Here is a 20,075-nt window from a genome sequence, read left to right as displayed (position 1 = left end):
ATCTAGCCAACGACAGGGGAAAAAATGGGAAATCTAGTGGGTTACGCCCATTTGATCAATGCGATGGAGCTACCCACTGGTGCGGCAGCAACTGTCCAATTTCACTGGCCCTCTGTGTCGGCAACCGCGTACCACCCGAGTCGATTTGATTGCTGTTGAGTAGAGATGGCCGAGAAGCGCCAATTCAAGCCGAACGGTATTGTTGCTGGTCAGTGTGCGCTTGCGGGCTGCGGGCTGAGACAGCCGCTTGTCACGGTAGGCTGCGATGATTTCGCTGGAGAGGGCTGCAAGGGAGTATTTACCCGGCTCGGTAGTGGGCTTTTTTGCCTTGCTTGCTTCGCCATTCTGAGTAGAAGACTTTTTGGTAGGAGTGACCTCAGACAGATAACGCTTCAGCGCCGCTTCTAGGGTCATCCGCTCTGATCCGCTGCGCTGGATGTAGACACCTCTGACCATCTCGTCTTCGGTTCGACGTGACCAATCCTCTGCATCGCGTTTGGTGCGAAACGTTTTGGAAGCTGTCGGCCATCCGATTTTTCGGATGACCGCTTTCCACGTTCCTGATGGGGTTTTTACGAGAGTTGCCATGCTGTTCTCCGAAGACATCGGCACGGACTGTACCGAAACTGTACCTCGGAGGCATTCCAAAACACCCTCTCGAAACTGCAGCATTGCTGCAGCCCTTGGTTTATATGGTGGGCCCACACGGACTCGAACCGTGGACCAAGGGATTATGAGTCCCCTGCTCTAACCAACTGAGCTATAGGCCCTCAGTAGGTCGCGGATTATAACGACGGTTTCTTCACTGTGCCATCCGTAAAATTCTCAATCTTCGTACGAAGAAACGCCTCGGCAAAAAGGCCCGGCGGTAATGGCAGGCTCACGATGTAACCCTGCATCTGTTCACACCCTTCCGCCGCCAGGAAATCCTGCTGCGCCGCATTCTCCACTCCCTCGGCGATGATGGTGAATTGCATGCTGTGGCCCAGGGCGATGATGGCGCGGACGATGGCGGCGTCGTGGGGGTCGTCGGGGAGGCCGCGGACGAAGGACTGGTCGATTTTCAGGAAGTCCAGGGGCAGGCGTTTGAGGTAGCTGAGGGAGGAGTAGCCGGTGCCGAAGTCGTCAATTGCCAGTTGCACGCCGAGGTGTTTGAGCTGATGCAGCACTTTCAGGGCCTCTTCGGCCTGGCTCATGATGAAGTTTTCGGTGATCTCCAGTTGCAGGCAGCCGGGGTCGAGGTGGTAGTCGTGCAGCAGTTGTTCGATGCGCGCCAGCAGGTTGGGGCTGCGCAGTTGTGCGCCGGCGAGGTTGACCGAGAGCGGGCCGAATGTGTCGAAGGTGCCCTGCCAGGCGTGCAGTTGCTGGCAGGCTTGTTCCAGCACCCAGTCGCCGATCTGCAGGATGGTGCCGTTTTCTTCGGCCAGGGCGATGAAGTGTTCGGGCGGCACGTCGCCAAAAGTGGGGTGGTGCCAGCGGATCAGGGCTTCGGCGCCGATCAGTTCCTGGCTCGTCAGGCTCAGCTTGGGTTGGTAATACAGGCTCAGTTCGTCACGTTCGATGGCGCGGCGCAGTTCGTGTTCCAGTGCCACGCGTTCGCTGGCCTGGGTGGTCAGGTCACTGGTGTAGCTTTCGACCCGGTTGCGGCCCTTGGCTTTGGAGCGGTACATGGCGGCATCGGCATTCTTGACCAGGGTGGCGACGTCGGTGCCGTCCTCGGGGTACAGGCTGGTGCCGATGCTGGCGCTGATGAAGAACTCGTGTTCGCCCGCCTGGAACGGCTGCGTGAAGCAGCCAAGCAGCTTGTTGGCCAGGTAGTCGGCGTCACTGGCGTTTTGCAGGCCGGGCAGCAGGATGATGAATTCATCGCCGCCCAGGCGCGCAACGGTGTCGATGTCGCGCAGTTGTTCTTTGAGGCGCACGGCGATGCCTTTGAGCAGCAGGTCGCCGATGGGGTGGCCGAGGCTGTCATTGATGTGCTTGAAACGGTCCAGGTCGAGGAATAGAACGGCGCCTTGTTGGCCGGTTTCCTGGTGGCCATCGAGAGCGGCCTGCAGCCGGCTTTCAAACAGGGTGCGGTTGGGCAGGCCGGTGAGCGGGTCGTGGTGCGCCTGGTAATCGAGGCGGGCCTGGGCAAGTTTGAGGCTGGAGATATCGGCGAACACGGCAACGAAGTGGGTGATCACGTCGTCGCGATTACGCACGGCGTTGATGGTCAGCCAGCTGGGGTACACCTCGCCATCCTTGCGACGGTTGGCGATCTCGCCTTGCCAATGCCCATGGGCGGCCAACTGGTGCCACATCGCAGCGAAGAACGCGCTGTCGTGCTGGCCGGAGGCGAGCAGACGCGGGGTTTGGCCCAAGGCTTCAGCCTCGCTGTAGCCGGTGATTTCGCTGAACGCGCGGTTGACTGCGCTGATGTTCTGCGAGGTGTCGGTGATCAACACGCCTTCGGCGGTGCTTTCGAACACGGTCGCGGCCTGTTGCAGTTTCTCCTGCATCAACTGACGTTCGGTGATGTCGCGGGCGATGGTCAATATGCAGGCTTCATCACCGATGGGCAGAGGCCGGCTGGACACTTCGCAAAGCCGGATCTCCCCGTCGCTGCGCCGTATGTGGCAAATGAAGTCACGCACGAAGCCGTCGCGTCGTATCAGATCCAGCATGTGTTTGCGTTCGTTGAGATCGACCCAGATGCCCAGCTCCATGGCTGAGTGTTCCAGAGACGTGGCGGAGGTGTAGCCGGTGAGACGGCTGAAGCCTTCGTTGACCTCAATCAACAGGCCGTCCCGCTGGCGACTCAGCAACAAGCCGTCGGGCGAGGCATGGAAGGCCTTGGCGAACTTCTCTTCGGAGGTTTGCAGCTGTTGCTGGGTTTCCTTGAGCTGGGTGATATCGCGCACCACGACGACGATGGCTTCCGTGGTATCGAGCAGGAACGGTTCGGCGGAAATCAGCCCGATGAACGCCTGGCCATTGCTGCGCCGGAAGGGCAGTTCCAGGTTGCGGATACTGGTGGTCTGGACGCGTTTCAGCAACTCCGAGCCGGTGCCGGGAATGCCCCAGATATCCAGCTCGGTACCGGCCTTGCCGATTACCTGCTCGGCACTCAGGCCAATCTGGTCTTCGAAGGCTTTGTTCACCTCGAGCAGGCAGCCGTCGGAAAGGCGCGCGATCACCAGGATGTCCGGGCATTGCTGGAACACCGAGGCGAATTTCTGTTCGGAACGCTGCAGGGCTTCTTCCGTGCGCTTGGCTTCGCTGATATCGATCATCAACCCGCGCAGCACGGGTTCGTGCCCGTGTTCGATCAGGCTCACGATGTCACGCACCCACAGGCAGCGGCCGTCGGCGGTGATAACCCGGTAATCAATGCTGTGGTCACGGTTGGCGCGCGTTTCACGGTTGCAATAGGCTTCGGCGCGGGTCAGGTCGGCGGGGTGAATGATATTGCGCCAGAAGCCCGGGATCAGCCAATGGGCACGGGGGTAGCCGAGTAAATCCTCAGCGTGGGGCGACACGTAGCTGTAGGTGAAATCGGTAACGCTGGCTTCCCAGGCGATGGCGGAAAGGCTCTCCACCAGGCCGCGGTAGTGGTATTCGCTGCTGCGAAGTTCCTGTTCGAGGGCGACGCGGCGGGAAATTTCCGAACTGAGCCGGCGATTGATCTGAATCACGATGGCCAATACGGTGATCAGCAGCAATACGGCGGGTAGGCCGTAGGTCAACAGGTCTTTCCAGAAAGTGCGGTGATCGTTGATGCCGCCTACCCAGCGTTGCTGGATGGCTTCGGTTTCGCCGGGGGTGAGGTCGGCGAGCACCTTGTCGAGGATGCCCACCAGGACCTTGTTGTCGCGCGGCACACCCATTGCCAGTTGATAGCGATAGGGCGTTTCGCCACTGACGTACAGGCCTTCCAGCTTGAGTTGGCGCAGGCTCCAGACGCTGGAAGCCAGGTCTCCGACTACCGCATCCACCTCGTCGGTGGCCAGCGCCTGCAAGGTCGAGCTGACATTGGGCATGGCGACCAGATTGAGGTCGGGATGGTGGCTGCGCAGCAGCTCATGGGGCGCATAGTTTTCCACCACGGCAATCTTCAGCCCGTACAGGTCCTGAAGGTTGCGCGGTTTGGCGCCACCCTCATGGGCCAGGATGACGATGGGGAAGTCCAGGTAAGGCCGCGTGAACGCAATGAAGCTTTGACGCTCAGGGGTGGACATGACGGCAGGCAGCAGGTCGAGCTGATTGTCTTTCGTCAGATCGAGAACCGCCCTCCAACTTCCAGGCTCGATCAGTTTGACCCTGACGCCCAGGCGATCCTGTATCAGGCGAATATAATCGGCCGCAAGGCCCTGGTAACGGTCATTTTCATCACGGTATTCAAACGGTGGCCATAAAGGGTCCACACCGAGTTTCAGCTCCTGATGGTCCGACAGCCAGCCACGCTCTTCATCAGTAAGCGTCAACGCGCCAGCCGTTGCGGTCCAGGTCAGCAGCGACAGCAGTATCACGGTCGGCAGTCTGGGCATAACGGTCTCGTTATGGCACGGGGAATATTTCGAGTGTAGACGGGCAATGCGGGGGGAGGGAGAGGCGAGGCAGTTAATCTGTAGAAAGACATGTACAGAAAGCAAAACCCCCGGCCTGGGCCGGGGGTTTTGGTATCACTCGTCGAGGAAGGAGCGCAGATGCTCGCTTCGCGTCGGGTGGCGCAACTTGCGCAGCGCCTTGGCTTCGATCTGACGGATCCGCTCACGGGTCACGTCAAATTGCTTACCGACTTCCTCAAGGGTGTGGTCGGTATTCATGTCGATGCCGAAACGCATGCGCAGTACCTTGGCTTCACGGGCAGTGAGGCCGGAGAGTACGTCGCGGGTTGCTTCCTTGAGGCTCTCAACAGTGGCGACATCGATTGGCGACTGCATGGTCGAGTCTTCGATGAAGTCACCCAGATGGGAGTCTTCGTCATCACCGATCGGGGTTTCCATGGAGATCGGCTCTTTGGCGATCTTCAATACCTTGCGGATTTTATCCTCAGGCATTTCCATGCGTTCGCCCAGCTCTTCCGGGGTCGGTTCACGACCCATTTCCTGCAACATCTGCCGGGAAATGCGGTTGAGCTTGTTGATCGTCTCGATCATGTGCACCGGAATACGGATGGTGCGTGCCTGGTCAGCGATCGAGCGAGTGATCGCCTGACGGATCCACCAGGTGGCATAGGTCGAGAACTTGTAACCGCGACGGTATTCGAACTTGTCCACAGCCTTCATCAAACCGATGTTGCCTTCCTGGATCAGATCGAGGAATTGCAGGCCACGGTTGGTGTACTTCTTGGCGATGGAGATCACCAGACGCAAGTTGGCTTCAACCATTTCTTTCTTCGCGCGGCGGGCCTTGGCCTCACCGATCGACATGCGACGGTTGATGTCCTTGATCTCGGCAATCGTCAGGCCGGTCTCGGTCTCAAGCGCGGTCAACTTCTGTTGGCAGCGGATGATATCGGGCTGCAGGCGACCGATGGCTTCGGCGTATTTCGCCTTGCCCTTGGCCAGCGCATCGGTCCAGCTTTCGTCAACTTCATGGCCTGGGAACTGGCGCAGAAAGTCGGTACGCGGCATGCGTGCATCACGCACACACAGCTGCATGATTGCGCGCTCTTGTGCACGCAGACGCTCGAGGGCACTGCGAACACGCTCAACCAGGCCTTCGAATTGCTTCGGTACCAGTTTGATCGGCATGAACAGCTCAGCCAGGGCCAACAGCTCGGCAATTGCCTGCTTGTTGGAACGACCATGCTTCTTCAGGGCCTTGCGTGTGATTTCCATTTGATCGGAAACCGCACCGAAACGCTGTGCAGCGATAACCGGATCCGGGCCGCTTTCGACTTCGTCTTCGTCGTCGCTGCTGCCTTCAGTCTCTTCGTCGTCGGTCTCGTCGTCCGCTTTCGGGGCTTTCGGATCGACCGGTGGCGGTACTTCGGCGGCAGGCGGCGCAATGCCATCGTCCGGGTCGATATAACCGCTCAGGACGTCGGACAGGCGGCCACCTTCGGTGGTGACGCGAGTGTACTCGGAGAGAATGTGGTCAACCGTGCCAGGGAAGTGCGCGATTGCGCCCATCACTTCACGGATACCCTCTTCAATGCGCTTGGCGATTTCGATTTCGCCTTCACGCGTCAGCAACTCGACGGTGCCCATTTCACGCATATACATGCGCACAGGGTCAGTCGTGCGACCGATGTCGGTCTCCACCGCAGCCAGCGCGGCAGCGGCTTCTTCAGCGGCTGCCTCGTCGGTGTCGGCGTCGGCCAACATAAGGGCGTCCGCATCCGGAGCACTCTCGTGTACGGGGATCCCCATGTCATTGATCATGCGGATGATGTCTTCCACCTGCTCAGGATCTGAAATATCCTCAGGCAGGTGGTCGTTGACCTCTGCGTAAGTCAGATACTTCTGCTCACGACCAAGGGTGATCAACTCTTTGATACGAGACTGCTGTTGCGCTTTTCCGGACATAACACCCTATCCACTGAAGGTCTTGGCGGGCAAAAAACAAGCCGAGGATTATACCCGAGCTATGACCTCACACGCCAGCTGAGGTCGGGTTTGATGCTGAAACATTCTGTTTTAATAGGTCGCGCATCTGTTTTGCTATCTGAATTTGCTCTTCAGCCGACAATCCTGGCTGCCTTGCTCTCTTGATAAGCTCATCGAGGGTCTGCGTGTGCTGACCCGCAGATAACCTAGTAATGGTGTCTAAAAACTGTTGTTCAAGGTTATCGCCGTCAATTAGCCACTCCTTTTCTGCGAGTGCTTTCAACAAACGGCCCTGTTCGGTGCCATGCCAACGAGCCATCAACTGGATGGAGTTTAGCTTAGGATTTTTCTGTACGGCTTCGATCAGCGCAATCAGCACCTGAGCGTAGGTATTGCTCTCATTGGCAAAATGCTCGGCACTTTCAACCCTGCCCGCCAGTTCCGGGTGGTGGATGAGCGTGCGCAGAGCAATCAGCGTGGGTGCTTCGACGGCGACCGGTGTTCGCGGGGCATAAGCCTCGTCGCGATCACCGCGCTTGAAATTCTTGCTCCAGGGTTTCTTTTCCCACTTCTTGCCGCCGGCACCGGGTTTCTTTGGCGTCCAGTCCTGCTGCGGCGCATAGGCGTCCTGCGGCGGGTGAAAGTCGGCGTAGTCCGGAATGGCATCGTAGTCCATGCCCGGGTCATAGGTCGGTGGTGCGGTCTGCGGCGCGCTGTGCACCAGCTGGCTGACGGCCTCGCCGCTCAACCCGGTAATTTCCAGCAGACGCTGGCGCATCAGGGTGCGCAGGTTGGCGCCGGGCACCTTGTCGATCAGTGGTGCGGCGAGGGTGGCCATGTGGGCCTTGCCCTCAAGGGAGCGCGGGTCGGCTTCCTCGGTCAGTTGCTGGAAGAAATAATCCGCCAGCGGCTGTGCATGCTGGTTGATGCGCGCACGGAATGCATCGGTGCCTTCGGCGCGTACCAAAGTGTCCGGGTCTTCGCCTTCGGGCAGGAACAGAAAGCGCGCGCGGCGCCCGTCCTGCAGGCTCGACAACGTAGCCTCGAGGGCGCGCCAGGCGGCGTTGCGGCCGGCCTGGTCGCCATCGAAACAGAACAGCACGCTGGGTACCACGCGAAACAGCCGCTTGAGGTGTTCTTCGCTGGTGGCGGTGCCGAGGGTCGCCACGGCGTTGCGCAAACCTTGCTGGGCCAGGGCGATCACGTCCATATAGCCTTCAACCACGATGATCTCATCAAGGTTGCGATTGTTCTTGCGCGCTTCATACAGGCCATAGAGTTCCTGGCCCTTGTGGAACACCGGGGTTTCCGGTGAGTTCAGGTACTTGGGCTTGTCGTCGCCCAGTACGCGCCCACCAAAGGCGATGATACGACCACGGCTGTCGCGGATCGGGAACATCACGCGGTCGCGGAAACGGTCGTAGCGCTTGCCGGTCTCGGCGTTTTCCACCAGCAGGCCGGCATCGATCATGGCTTTTTGCTGGAGCGTGTCGCTGCTCAGATGCTTGTACAGGTTGTCCCAGCCGGGCGGCGCGAAGCCCAGGCCGAAGTCCCGGGCGATTTCGCCGGTGAGGCCGCGGCCCTTGAGGTAGTCGACGGCGGCCTTGCGTTGCGGATGGCTCTTGAGCGCCTGACGATAAAAGTCGGCGGCAGCGGTCAGCAGCGGGTACAGCGGCGAATCGGTGGGCTGGCGCGGTTTGTGCGGGCGGCCACTCTCTTCGCGGGGGACTTCCATGCCGGCGGCTTTGGCCAGGTCCTCGATCGCCTGGGGGAAGTCCAGGTTGTCGTGGTCCATGAGGAAGCCGAGGGCGTTGCCGCCTGCGCCGCAGCCGAAGCAATAGTAGAACTGCTTGTCGGGGCTGACGCTGAACGACGGGGTCTTTTCCTTGTGGAACGGGCAGCAGGCGGTGTAGTTCTTGCCGGCTTTTTTCAATTGCACGCGTGAGCTGACAACATCGACGATGTCGGTGCGGTTCAGAAGGTCGTCAATAAAGCTCTGGGGAATCAGCCCGGCCATGGCGTTCTCGTCATCACTGCGTGTCAATCGGGGTCCATGAAGTGTTCAAGCGCAGCTATCGAGTGCTCGACCAGCTTGCGTCTGCATGGATTGTCAGGAAGTGTATCTGCCGAACATTCTCTGACGTTAGGTTTCTATCAGGAGTCGGCATGGAAATGTTGCCCCGGTATCCGGTCTTGGCCTGCGGGCGGCCTCGGAACTCGTCAATGGGCACAGCCGACACGGTTGATCGTCTGTTTGAAGAATAAGTGTGCTCGTCAGTAGCCTTGTTAGGCTCGTCAGAAGAGACGCGCACCGCTGGCAAAAGAGCCAGTCCTGACGTGTGAAGCGGTTGTATCGGTCGCGTGTGCGGCGTCAACAGTGAAGCATCAAGCGATATCCGCAAATGCCAACAGCCCGGCTGAGGGCCGGGCTTGGCAGAAGCTTGCTACGAACGTCTGTGTATTAGTACAGACGAACGGCGCGGCGCTGTTCGCGCTGAACTTTCTTGGCGTGACGCTTAACAGCGGCTGCTGCCTTGCGCTTACGCTCAGAAGTTGGCTTCTCATAAAATTCGCGGCTACGAACTTCAGCCAGAACACCGGCTTTTTCGCAGGAGCGCTTGAAACGACGCAGAGCTACGTCGAAGGGTTCGTTCTCTTTTACTTTGACGGCTGGCATCCAGAGCTACCTTCTTTCATTACCGGGATTCAACGTTCTCGTCGCAAAAAATTCGCGGCTGAGGTCGTCGGTTTTTAAGGGTTGCGGATGTTAACCCCTCATTGCCCGGAATGCAAAGCCTCTGATCGAAAACCGCTAGGCGGGAGGGGGAGTGGCGACTATTATGCGCGCCTTCGAATTCAGCCTCTACAAGGCGCAAACCCATGCTAGTACTGGGACTTGAAACCTCCTGCGATGAAACCGGTGTCGCACTTTACGACAGTGAACGCGGGCTTTTGGCCGATGCACTGTTCAGTCAGATCGACCTGCACCGTGCCTATGGCGGCGTGGTGCCGGAGCTCGCCAGCCGCGATCACGTCAAGCGCATGCTGCCGTTGATCCGGCAGGTGTTGGACGAGGCCGGCTGTGTGCCGACCGAGATCGATGCCATCGCCTACACCGCCGGTCCCGGATTGGTTGGAGCCCTTCTGGTTGGGGCCTCTTGCGCGCAGGCGCTGGCATTTGCCTGGGGCATTCCGGCCCTCGGTGTGCACCATATGGAAGGCCATTTACTGGCGCCCATGCTGGAAAAAACACCACCGCAGTTCCCGTTCGTCGCTTTGTTGGTGTCGGGCGGCCATACGCAACTGGTTCAGGTCGATGGAATCGGTCAATACACCCTGTTGGGCGAGTCCCTGGACGATGCCGCCGGTGAGGCGTTCGACAAGACCGCGAAGATGATGGGCCTCAATTATCCTGGCGGCCCGGAAATCGCGCGTCTCGCCGAAAAGGGCGTGGCCGGTCGCTACACCTTCCCGCGTCCGATGTGTGATCGCCCGGGGCTGATGTTCAGCTTCAGCGGTTTGAAAACCTCGGCACTCAACACCTGGCAGCAAAGCGTCAGCGCCGGGGACGACAGTGAGCAAGCCCGTTGCGACATCGCTCTGGCGTTCCAGCAGGCCGTGGTGGACACTTTGACCATCAAGTGCAAACGCGCGCTCAAGCAGGCGGGCATGCAGCGCCTGGTGATCGCTGGCGGCGTCAGCGCCAACAAGGCCTTGCGTACCTCGCTGGAAAAAATGCTCGGTGACATGAAGGGCGATGTGTTCTACGCACGCCCCGAGTTCTGCACCGACAATGGCGCGATGATCGCCTACGCCGGCTGCCAGCGCCTGCAGGCCGGGCAGCATGAAAGCCTGGCGATCAGCGTGCAGGCGCGCTGGCCGATGGAGCAGTTGTCACCGTTGTAAGGCTTGCGCATGAACCGGGTTCACCGGGCGTATTTAAAAATGCCGTTCGCGCCCGGCAAACAGGTCGCGTAGATTGCCGCGGTGGCGCCAGACGATCAGCAGCGTCAGCACGCTCATCGGCAACAGCGCTGCCGGCGCCTGCCAGGCCAGCAATGGCAGGGTGAGCGGCGTGGCGATCAGCGCGGCCAGGGAGCTGGTGCGGGTCAGGTAGAACGTCAGCAGCCAGGCCGTCATGGCCAGCAAAGCCGCGGGTGGGTAGATCCCCAGCAGCATGCCGGCCGCCGTGGCGACGCCTTTGCCGCCGCGAAAGCGAAAGTACAGGGGAAACAGATGGCCCAGGACGGCGCATACGCCCACCCAGGCCTGCTGTTGCAGGGCCAGGCCGGCGAGGCTGGCAATCAGCACGGGCACCAGGCCCTTGCAGACGTCACCCAGCAGGGTCAATACGGCAAGTTTCTTGCCGGCCAGACGCAACATGTTGGTGGCGCCGGCATTGCCTGAGCCACTCATTCGCGGATCGGGATTTCCCGTCAGGCGGCTGAGCACAATGGCGAAGGACAGCGAGCCGAGCAGGTAGGCGAAAATCGCCAGTGACCAAAACATGCTAACTATTCCGGGCGAGGACGCCCTGATTCTAACGGGGCATCGCGCCCTTGTCGTGCTGCGGAGAAGAGTGCTTGGACAGAGTGTTTATCGAAGGCCTGGAAGTCGACACGGTGATCGGCGCCTACGACTGGGAGCGCGGCATCAAGCAATGCCTGCGTCTGGACCTGAGTTTCGCCTGGGACAATCGCCCGGCCGCGGCCGGTGACGACCTGACTCTGGCGCTGGATTACGCCAGCGTGTCCGCACGTATCCAGGCCTTTGCCGACGAGTCCCGGTACCAGCTGGTGGAAACCTTCGCCGAGCGCCTGGCGCAGGTGCTGATGAGTGAGTTCCAGATTCCCTGGTTGCACCTCAAGTTGACCAAGCCAGGCGCCGTACCGGCTGCCAGGGGCGTGGGCGTGGAGATCGAGCGCGGATGTCGCTGACTCAGGTTTACCTCGGCCTTGGCAGCAATATCGAGCGCGAGTTGCGTTTGTGCGCCGGGCTGGATGCATTGGCGAGCTTTCTGACGCAGATGCGTTGCTCGGCGGTGTTCGAAAGCCAGCCGGTTGGCATCAAGAGCGGGCCTTTTTTCAACCTGGTGGTGTCGGCATATACCGACCTGCCGCTGAAGGAACTGGACCGCAGGCTGAAACTCATCGAGGCCGAAAACGGCCGCTATGCACCCGGCCGCAAAGGCTTGCCGCTGGACATCGACGTATTGCTGTACGGCGAGCTGGTGGGGGATTTCGATGGTTTGATCCTGCCGCGCGCAGAGATCCTGACCAACGCTTTCGTTCTGTGGCCGCTGTCGATGATGGCACCGGAACGCGTGCATCCACTGGCCCGCAGGACCATGGCCGAGCTGTGGCGTGATGCACAGATCGACCAGGTGCTGGCGCCGGTCGGGTTCGAATGGCAGGGCCAGCCACTCACGCCCGCAACCCTCCTGCAGGCGTGAGCAAGCTCAGGTCTGCAGTGATTTGTAGGCCTGCAGTGCTTTGAGCCGTTCGCGCTTCAATGCCTCGCCCAATTGCGGGCCTTTGAAGCCTTTCTCCAGCAGCGGCGCCACTGGCACCTCGCGCGCCGCCTTCGCTGCGCCGCGTAAATAATCTGCTTGTGGATAACTTCTCTGCTCCAGTCCCTTGCGGCCACGCGCATCCATTTCGCAGCTCACCACAAACTCTTCAAAGCGTTGTGGCCGACGATACACATCAAAACTTTGCAGCAACTCCAACAACGTCGAGGCTTTCAGCTCCAGCGCACGGTGGCCGTGGGTATGATATTGACCCACCAGCAGTGCCAGCTCCTGGCAATCCTTCGGCACCTTGAAGCGTTCGTTCACTGCCTTGATCAGCTTCAAGCCCCGTTGTTCATGGGCAATGTGCTGCGGCAACTTATCCACAGGCGTGTTGCCCTTGCCCAAGTCGTGCAGCAGGCAGGACCAGCGCACCGTCAGCGGTTGATGATGCACGGCGGCTTGTTCCAGCACGCTCAAGGTGTGCACACCGGTATCGATTTCCGGATGATGGGCTTCGGGTTGCGGCACACCGAACAGGGCGTCCACTTCCGGCATCAGGGTTTTCAGCGCGTCGCAGTCGCGCAGCACCTGGATAAATACCTGGGGCTGATTCTCCATCAGTGCGCGGGAGATTTCTTTCCAACTGCGCTCGGGTGTCAGCGCTTCCAGTTCGCCGGACTCGCTGAGTTGGCGCATCAGTTCCAGGGTCTGCGGCGCGACGGTAAAACCCAGGGACGCATACCGTGCGGCAAAGCGCGCCACGCGCAGCACACGTAACGGATCTTCGGCAAACGCGGGGGAAACGTGGCGAAGAATACGGGCTTGCAGGTCGCGCTGGCCGTGATATGGATCGATCACATTACCGTCGTCGTCCTCCGCCATGGCGTTGATCGTCAGGTCGCGACGGATCAGGTCTTCTTCCAGCGTCACTTCGGGGCTGGCGTGAAACACAAAACCGCCATAGCCCCGGCCACTTTTGCGTTCAGTGCGGGCCAGCGCGTATTCGTCGCCGTTCTTAGGGTCAAGGAATACCGGGAAGTCTGCGCCTACCGGCTTGTAGCCTTTGGCGAGCATTTCTTCGGCGCTCGCGCCAACCACCACGCGGTCGACATCGGTAACCTTGATGCCCAGCAAGCGGTCGCGTACGGCGCCGCCGACTGTGTAGATTTTCATGAAAAAGCCTCCATTAGCGCCACAGGATACCGCCTGTGCCTGACCAATGGAGGCTTTGCCGTTTCAGAGATGAACGACTGCCAAATCCAGACGGCCATAGTCGCCATCACCGTGATCGCTGCGCGGTGGCACGTGATGGGTTTTCATCACTTGATCGCCCTGCAGGGTTTCCAGGTGAATGTCGAAGCCCCACAGCCGGTGCAGGTGCTTGAGGACTTCTTCGGTGGACTCGCCCAAGGGTTTGCGGTCGTGCTGCTGGTGACGCAGGGTCAGCGAGCGATCACCGCGCACATCGATGCTGTAGATCTGCACGTTGGGCTCGCGATTGCCCAGGTTGTACTGCGCCGCCAGGGTTTCGCGGATGGTGCGGTAGCCCGGTTCATCGTGGATGGCCGGCACCACCAGATCGTCCTTGAGGTCGTCATCCATGATGCTGAACAGCTTGAGATCGCGGATCACCTGAGGCGACAGGTACTGCAGGATAAAGCTCTCGTCCTTGAAGCTGCTCATGGCGAACTTGATGGTCGACAGCCAGTCGCTGCCGGCTATTTCCGGGAACCAGCGGCGATCCTCCTCAGTGGGGTGCTCGCACATGCGCCGTATATCGCGGTACATCGCGAAGCCCAGGGCGTAAGGGTTGATGCCGCTGTAATAAGGGCTGTCGAAGCCGGGCTGGAATACTACGCTGGTGTGGGAGGTGAGGAACTCCATCATGAAGCCGTCCGTGACCAGGCCTTCGTCGTACAGGTCGTTCATCAGGGTGTAGTGCCAGAAGGTTGCCCAGCCTTCATTCATCACCTGAGTCTGGCGCTGTGGATAAAAATACTGGGCGATCTTGCGCACAATGCGCACGATTTCGCGCTGCCAGGGCTCAAGCAGTGGCGCGTGTTTTTCCAGAAAATAGAGGATGTTTTCCTGAGGTTCGGCGGGGAAGCGCGCATTGTCCTTGTCGTTGTTTTTGCCGGCCTTTTTCGGAATGGTGCGCCACAGGTCGTTAATCTGCTTCTGCAGATGCTCCTCGCGCTCAGCCTGGCGCAGGCGTTCTTCTTCGGCAGAAATCGGGTACGGGCGTTTGTAGCGGTCGACCCCGTAGTTCATCAATGCATGGCAGGAGTCGAGCAGGTCTTCCACCGCATCGATGCCGTGGCGCTCCTCGCACTGCATGATGTACTGCTTGGCGAATACCAGGTAATCGATAATCGAACTGGCATCCGTCCAGGTGCGGAACAGGTAGTTGCCCTTGAAGAAGCTGTTATGTCCATAGCACGCATGGGCGACCACCAGCGCCTGCATGCAGATGGTGTTTTCTTCCATCAGGTAGGCGATGCATGGGTCGGAGTTGATCACGATCTCGTAGGCCAGGCCCATCTGGCCACGGGTGTAGGATTTCTCGGTGCTGAGGAAGTGTTTGCCGTAGGACCAATGGTGGTAACCCAGCGGCATGCCTACCGAGGCATAGGCGTCCATCATCTGTTCGGCGGTGATCACTTCGATCTGGTTGGGGTAAGTGTCCAGCGCATAACCCGCCGCAATGCGGCTGATTTCCCGGTCATAGGCCTGGATCAGTTCAAAGGTCCACTCGGACCCGGTGGAAAGGGGTTGGCGTCTAGTCTCTTTTTTGGCGGTCATGTCACTAACCTGCGCTGGAAGAGTTCACGGAAGACCGGGTAAATATCGCCGGCCGAGACCAGTTGCTGCTGGGCAAATGTGTCGGCAAAGGCTTCGCCGATGCGCTCATATTCGAACCACAGGGCCTGGTGCTCACGGGGGGTAATTTCGACGTAGGTGTAGTACTGCACGAACGGCATGATCTGGTTGATCAGAATATCGCGGCAGATCGGTGAGTCATCGTTCCAGTTGTCACCGTCGGAAGCCTGGGCCGCGTAGATATTCCACTCATTGGCCGGATAGCGCTCGGCCATGATCTCCTGCATCAACTTCAACGCGCTGGACACGATGGTGCCGCCGGTTTCCCGCGAGTAAAAGAACTCTTCCTCGTCCACTTCCCGGGCGCTGGTGTGATGGCGGATGAACACCACGTCGATCTTGTCGTAGTTCCGCTTCAGGAACAGGTACAGCAGGATAAAGAAGCGCTTGGCAATGTCCTTGGTGGCCTGGGTCATGGAGCCGGACACGTCCATCAGGCAGAACATCACGGCCTTTGAGCTGGGGTTGGGCTGCTTGACCAGCAGGTTGTATTTCAAGTCGAAGGTATCGAGAAACGGCACACGATGAATACGTGCACTGAGCTTTTCGATTTCCGCCTCGATCTGCTGGATATCGCCGAAATTGTCCGGTTCTTCGCGTTTTAGCCGCGCCAGTTCTTCCTTGGCTTCCCTCAGTTTGGCGCGGCTGCTGCCGGACAGCGCTATGCGCCGCGCGTGGGCTGAACGCAGGGTGCGGATGATATTGATGCGCGACGGATTGCCTTCGTTGCTGATCCCCGCGCGCACGGTCTTGAAGGTGTCGGTGCCGGTGAGGTTGCGCTTGACCAGATTGGGCAGCTCCAGATCCTCGAACATGAACTCGAGGAATTCTTCCTGGGTAATCTGGAACACGAACTCGTCCATGCCTTCGCCGGAGTTGCCGGCCTTGCCCGCACCCTTGCCGCCACCGCCACCCTGGGGTCGCTGGATATGTTCGCCGGTGGTGAACTCCTTGTTGCCCGGGTGCACGACCGTCTGTTTGCCGCCGCGCCCGTGGTGCAGCACCGGCTCGTCGATATCCCGCCCGGGAATGCTGATCTGCTCGCCATGCTCCATATCGGTGATTGAGCGGCGGCTGACCGCTTCTTCCACGGCCTTTTTGATGTGGTCACGGTAACGCCGCAGGAAACGCTGCCGGTTTACTGTGCTCTTGTTCTTGCCATTGAGGCGTCGGTCGATCACATAGCTCATGGGGCCCCTCCGGGGAGCTTCAAGTCGTAAGCTGCAAGCTGCAAGTTGGAACGGCGTGCGCTGTTCTCTTGCAGCTTGTAGCTAGAAGCTTGCAGCTACTGCTCTCACTGCGATTTCCGGACCCGTAGGTACCATTCCGACAGCAGACGTACCTGTTTGTCGGTATAGCCTCGCTCGACCATGCGTGTGACGAAGTCATTGTGTTTTTGCTGATCCTCCTTGCTGGCCTTGGCGTTGAAGCTGATGACCGGCAACAGGTCCTCGGTGTTGGAGAACATTTTCTTCTCGATGACCACGCGCAGCTTCTCGTAGCTGAGCCAAGTGGGGTTCTTGCCGTTGTTGTTGGCGCGGGCGCGCAGTACGAAGTTAACGATTTCGTTGCGGAAATCCTTCGGATTGCTGATGCCGGCCGGTTTTTCGATTTTTTCCAGTTCTTCGTTGAGGGCCACGCGGTTGAGGATTTCACCGGTTTCCGGGTCGCGGTATTCCTGATCCTGGATCCAGAAGTCGGCGTACAGCACGTAGCGGTCGAAGATGTTCTGGCCGTACTCGCTGTAGGATTCGAGATACGCGGTCTGGATTTCCTTGCCGATGAATTCGATATAGCGCGGCGCCAGGTATTCCTTGAGGAAGCGCAGGTAACGTTCGCGGGTTTCGGCCTGGAATTGCTCCTGTTCAATCTGCTGCTCCAGCACATACAGCAAGTGCACCGGGTTGGCGGCGATTTCGTGCGGGTCGAAGTTGAAGACCTTGGACAGGATCTTGAACGCGAAGCGCGTCGACAGCCCGTTCATGCCCTCGTCCACGCCCGCGGTGTCGCGGTATTCCTGGATCGACTTGGCCTTGGGGTCGGTGTCCTTGAGATTTTCGCCGTCGTATACGCGCATCTTCGAATAGATATTCGAGTTTTCCGGCTCCTTGAGGCGTGACAGCACGGTGAACTGCGCGAGCATCTTCAGGGTGTCAGGCGCGCAATGAGCCTTGGCCAGGGAGCTGTTGAACAGCAGCTTGTCGTAGATCTTGATCTCGTCGCTGACGCGCAGGCAGTACGGCACTTTGACGATGTAGATCCGGTCGATGAAGGCTTCGTTGTTCTTGTTATTGCGGAAGGTGTGCCATTCCGATTCGTTGGAGTGGGCCAGCAGGATCCCGGTGAACGGAATCGCCCCCAGGCCTTCGGTACTGTTGTAGTTGCCTTCCTGGGTGGCGGTGAGCAGTGGGTGCAGCACCTTGATCGGCGCCTTGAACATCTCCACGAACTCCATCAGGCCCTGGTTGGCCCGGCACAGTGCGCCCGAGTAGCTGTAGGCATCGGCGTCGTTCTGCGGAAATTCTTCGAGTTTGCGGATATCGACCTTGCCCACCAGCGCCGAAATATCCTGGTTGTTTTCGTCGCCGGGCTCGGTCTTGGCCACCCCGATCTGGTTGAGGATCGAAGGGTAGAGCTTGACCACGCGGAACTGGCTGATATCACCACCGAACTCGGCCAGGCGCTTGGTGGCCCAGGGCGACATAATGGTGTTGAGGTAGCGCCGAGGGATGCCGAAGTCTTCTTCGAGGATCGCGCCATCTTCCGTGGCGTTGAACAACCCCAGGGGCGACTCGAACACTGGCGAGCCCTTGATGGCATAGAAGGGGACCTTCTCGATCAGCTGTTTGAGCTTCTCGGCGAGGGAGGATTTACCGCCACCCACCGGGCCGAGCAGGTAAAGAATCTGTTTCTTTTCTTCCAGGCCTTGGGCGGCGTGGCGGAAGTAGGAGACGATCTGGTCAATGCATTCTTCCATTCCGTGGAAGTCTTCAAAGGCCGGATAGCGACGGATCACCTTGTTGGAGAATATTCGCGACAGGCGCGAATTGTTCGCGGTCTCCACCAGCTCCGGCTCGCCGATCGCCAATAGCAGGCGCTCGGCGGCCGACGCATAGGTGCTGCGGTCCTGTTTGCACAGCTCCAGATACTCTTGAAGCGTGAGTTCTTCCTGCTGTGTGGACGCAAAGCGTTGTTGGAAGTGGCTAAAGATACTCATGACGTCGTCACCTCGCTCGATACGTGGAGCCGACGCCGGATCAATCAGTCGATGCTGGCAACCATTGGCAGACACCAATGGCTGTTTCCCCCCAGAACACCCTGAAACGCTACCGATGACCCGTGCGCCGGTGTACCGGCTCTCCCCTGATTTGGATGGCCTGCGCTTAAGGATAGTTCGGAATTGTGGAGGTCAAGGCGTGATGCGTAATTAGTTTGCCCGCGCCGTTCGTCAGAAACGGCGCAAGCCCAAGCATCACGCGGGGTGGCGGGGTGTGAAAAAAATTATTGCGGATCGCCCGAGGAAATTTCTGCGGGATAGGTCGCACGCCACAGCTCAAAGCCGCCGTCCAGGCTATAGACGTCGGAGAAGCCCTGGCTGACCAGGTAAGCGGCGGCGCTCTGGCTGGAGTTGCCGTGGTAGCAAGCCACGATCAGCGGCACGTCGAAATCGGCGGCGCGGATGAAGTCTTGAATATTGACGTTGTCCAGATGCCGGGCGCCGCTGATGTGAGCAGCGGCGTACGTGGGCTGGTCACGAATATCGACCACCACGGCGCCTTGCTCGCGCAGGGCCTGGGCTTGTGCGGGGGGGATACGTTTGAATTCGCTCATGGCGGGCTCCTAGGGCTGGGCGGCCGTTTGTGGTGGGAGAGGGGATTGGCACTGGCAACGGAGGCGCTCGCCGGTATCGATGTTCATCAGGGTCATGGCGCCGCCCCACACGCAGCCGGTGTCGAGGGCGAATACGCCGGGCTCATCGCAGTTGCCTTCGAGGGCGGCCCAGTGACCAAAGATGATCTTCGTGTCGCGGGTCTTGCGCTCCTTGTGGGCGAACCAGGGCTTGTAGCCAGGCGGCGCGCTGTCAGCGCCCTCCTTGGTCTTGAGGTCCAGTTTGCCGTCGACCGTACAGAAGCGCATACGCGTAAAGTAGTTGGTGATTACGCGCAGGCGTGCCACGCCGGTGAGGTCATTGTCCCATTTGACCGGCTCATTGCCGTACATGCCGTCGAGGTAGGCGGTGTAGAGGTTATCGTCGGCCAGGGCAATTTCGACTTCGGCGGCGCACTTGAGGGCTTTCTTCAGCGTCCACTGCGGCGCAATGCCCGCATGCACCAGCGCCATGTTGCGCGCTTCGTCGTAATGCATGATTTTTTGCCGGCGCACCCATTCCAGCAGTTCGGCGCGGTCGGGCGCTTCGAGGATTTCGCGCAGGGTGTCGCCCTTTTTCAGGCGCTCGATGTTACGGCCGGCCGCCAGCAGGTGCAGGTCATGGTTGCCCAGCACGCACACCAGCGAATCACGCAGGCCATAGAGATAGCGCAGGGTTTCCAGTGACTGCGGGCCGCGGTTGACCAAGTCGCCGACCAGCCACAGGCGATCTTGCGCCGGGTCGAAGGCCACGCGCTCCAGCAGGCGCTTGAGGGGATCCAGGCAGCCCTGCAGGTCGCCGACCGCGTACGTCGCCATCAGTGCAGGGCCCCGGGCACGGCGAGGCGGAACGGCTTGATGATGGCGTCGAACAGTTGGCCGTCGGTGGCTTTCATCTGATACGAGCCTTGCATGGTGCCGACCCTTGAGGTCATCACCGTGCCGCTGCTGTAGGTGTGGCTGGCGCCGCTGTCGATCAATGGCTGCTGGCCGACCACGCCTGCACCGCGTACTTCCTCGACCTGGCCGTCGCCGTCGGTAATCACCCAGTGGCGCGACAGCAGCTTGGCCGGCACCAGGCCGTTGTTCTTCACCGTGACGGTGTAGGCAAAGGCGAAGCGGTTGTGCTCGGGTTGGGATTGGTCCGCCAGAAAGCGGGTGACGACGCTGACGTCGATCTGGTAACGAGGATCGGACATGCAAGAGGCCTTAAAAGCAAAAGCGGAAGACAGCAGATGCGGGTCAGTCTAGGCCAAGAGATGGGCACTAGGCCAGACATG

At 59.7% G+C, this 20,075-nt stretch carries 15 protein-coding genes, 1 tRNA gene and 1 pseudogene; 3 read left to right on the top strand and 14 right to left on the bottom strand.

Annotated features, from left to right (window positions below; translation table 11 throughout):
* Positions 1-144: 144 nt before the first annotated feature.
* The 6 genes and pseudogenes from JOE32_RS14865 to rpsU form a co-directional block, all read right to left on the bottom strand.
* Positions 145-588: pseudogene (locus JOE32_RS14865) on the bottom strand (site-specific integrase); the annotation flags it as partial.
* 105 nt (positions 589-693) lie between these two features.
* Positions 694-770, bottom strand: a tRNA-Ile gene (locus JOE32_RS14860).
* A 15-nt stretch (positions 771-785) separates the two neighbouring features.
* Positions 786-4,529: an EAL domain-containing protein gene (locus JOE32_RS14855; protein WP_209985532.1), complete on the bottom strand. Its 3,744-nt coding sequence runs from the start codon at positions 4,527-4,529 to the stop codon at positions 786-788.
* A 135-nt stretch (positions 4,530-4,664) separates the two neighbouring features.
* Complete coding sequence (rpoD, locus tag JOE32_RS14850; protein WP_209985529.1) at positions 4,665-6,515, bottom strand: RNA polymerase sigma factor RpoD; 1,851 nt, start codon at positions 6,513-6,515, stop codon at positions 4,665-4,667.
* A gap of 67 nt (positions 6,516-6,582) precedes the next feature.
* On the bottom strand, positions 6,583-8,553 hold the full coding sequence (dnaG, locus tag JOE32_RS14845) for a DNA primase (protein ID WP_209990531.1): 1,971 nt from the start codon (positions 8,551-8,553) through the stop codon (positions 6,583-6,585).
* Between the two features lie 444 nt (positions 8,554-8,997).
* Positions 8,998-9,213, bottom strand: a complete 216-nt coding sequence (gene rpsU, locus JOE32_RS14840) for a 30S ribosomal protein S21 (RefSeq protein ID WP_002551877.1) — start codon at positions 9,211-9,213, stop codon at positions 8,998-9,000.
* Between the two features lie 203 nt (positions 9,214-9,416).
* Between rpsU and tsaD the strand changes: the two genes are divergently transcribed.
* Positions 9,417-10,442, top strand: a complete 1,026-nt coding sequence (gene tsaD, locus JOE32_RS14835) for a tRNA (adenosine(37)-N6)-threonylcarbamoyltransferase complex transferase subunit TsaD (RefSeq protein WP_209985526.1) — start codon at positions 9,417-9,419, stop codon at positions 10,440-10,442.
* A 33-nt stretch (positions 10,443-10,475) separates the two neighbouring features.
* Here tsaD and plsY read toward each other — a convergent pair whose 3' ends face one another.
* On the bottom strand, positions 10,476-11,045 hold the full coding sequence (gene plsY, locus JOE32_RS14830) for a glycerol-3-phosphate 1-O-acyltransferase PlsY (protein WP_209985524.1): 570 nt from the start codon (positions 11,043-11,045) through the stop codon (positions 10,476-10,478).
* Between the two features lie 74 nt (positions 11,046-11,119).
* Here plsY and folB point away from each other — a divergent pair, with 74 nt between their 5' ends.
* A complete protein-coding gene (gene folB, locus JOE32_RS14825) occupies positions 11,120-11,473 on the top strand; it encodes a dihydroneopterin aldolase (RefSeq protein WP_209985521.1) in 354 nt (117 codons plus the stop codon).
* Positions 11,464-11,988 (top strand): 2-amino-4-hydroxy-6-hydroxymethyldihydropteridine diphosphokinase, encoded by a 525-nt coding sequence (gene folK / locus JOE32_RS14820; protein ID WP_209985517.1) that lies wholly within the window; start codon positions 11,464-11,466, stop codon positions 11,986-11,988. Before folB ends, folK begins: the two co-directional genes overlap by 10 nt.
* Positions 11,989-11,994: 6 nt before the next feature.
* Here folK and JOE32_RS14815 read toward each other — a convergent pair whose 3' ends face one another.
* The 7 genes from JOE32_RS14815 to apaG form a co-directional block, all read right to left on the bottom strand.
* The gene (locus JOE32_RS14815) at positions 11,995-13,221 is read right to left on the bottom strand and encodes a multifunctional CCA addition/repair protein (RefSeq protein ID WP_209985513.1); all 1,227 of its coding nucleotides are present in this window, start codon (positions 13,219-13,221) and stop codon (positions 11,995-11,997) included.
* A gap of 63 nt (positions 13,222-13,284) precedes the next feature.
* On the bottom strand, positions 13,285-14,850 hold the full coding sequence (locus JOE32_RS14810; protein ID WP_209985511.1) for a SpoVR family protein: 1,566 nt from the start codon (positions 14,848-14,850) through the stop codon (positions 13,285-13,287).
* Positions 14,847-16,118, bottom strand: a complete 1,272-nt coding sequence (locus JOE32_RS14805; RefSeq protein WP_057006670.1) for a YeaH/YhbH family protein — start codon at positions 16,116-16,118, stop codon at positions 14,847-14,849. The genes JOE32_RS14810 and JOE32_RS14805 overlap by 4 nt, the downstream gene beginning before the upstream one ends.
* A gap of 104 nt (positions 16,119-16,222) precedes the next feature.
* A complete protein-coding gene (locus JOE32_RS14800; protein ID WP_003194732.1) occupies positions 16,223-18,145 on the bottom strand; it encodes a PrkA family serine protein kinase in 1,923 nt (640 codons plus the stop codon).
* Between the two features lie 284 nt (positions 18,146-18,429).
* Positions 18,430-18,759, bottom strand: coding sequence for a thiosulfate sulfurtransferase GlpE (gene glpE / locus JOE32_RS14795; RefSeq protein WP_209985507.1), 330 nt, complete (start codon positions 18,757-18,759; stop codon positions 18,430-18,432).
* Positions 18,760-18,768: 9 nt separating this feature from the next.
* Complete coding sequence (locus JOE32_RS14790) at positions 18,769-19,614, bottom strand: symmetrical bis(5'-nucleosyl)-tetraphosphatase (RefSeq protein ID WP_209985504.1); 846 nt, start codon at positions 19,612-19,614, stop codon at positions 18,769-18,771.
* On the bottom strand, positions 19,614-19,994 hold the full coding sequence (apaG, locus tag JOE32_RS14785; RefSeq protein ID WP_209985501.1) for a Co2+/Mg2+ efflux protein ApaG: 381 nt from the start codon (positions 19,992-19,994) through the stop codon (positions 19,614-19,616). The genes JOE32_RS14790 and apaG overlap by 1 nt, the downstream gene beginning before the upstream one ends.
* Positions 19,995-20,075: the final 81 nt, after the last annotated feature.

The organism is Pseudomonas sp. PvP025 (assembly GCF_017832155.1).
Lineage (GTDB): Bacteria > Pseudomonadota > Gammaproteobacteria > Pseudomonadales > Pseudomonadaceae > Aquipseudomonas.
Note: the sequence above shows the minus strand (reverse complement) of the source record. Positions and strands in the feature narration are given on the sequence as shown.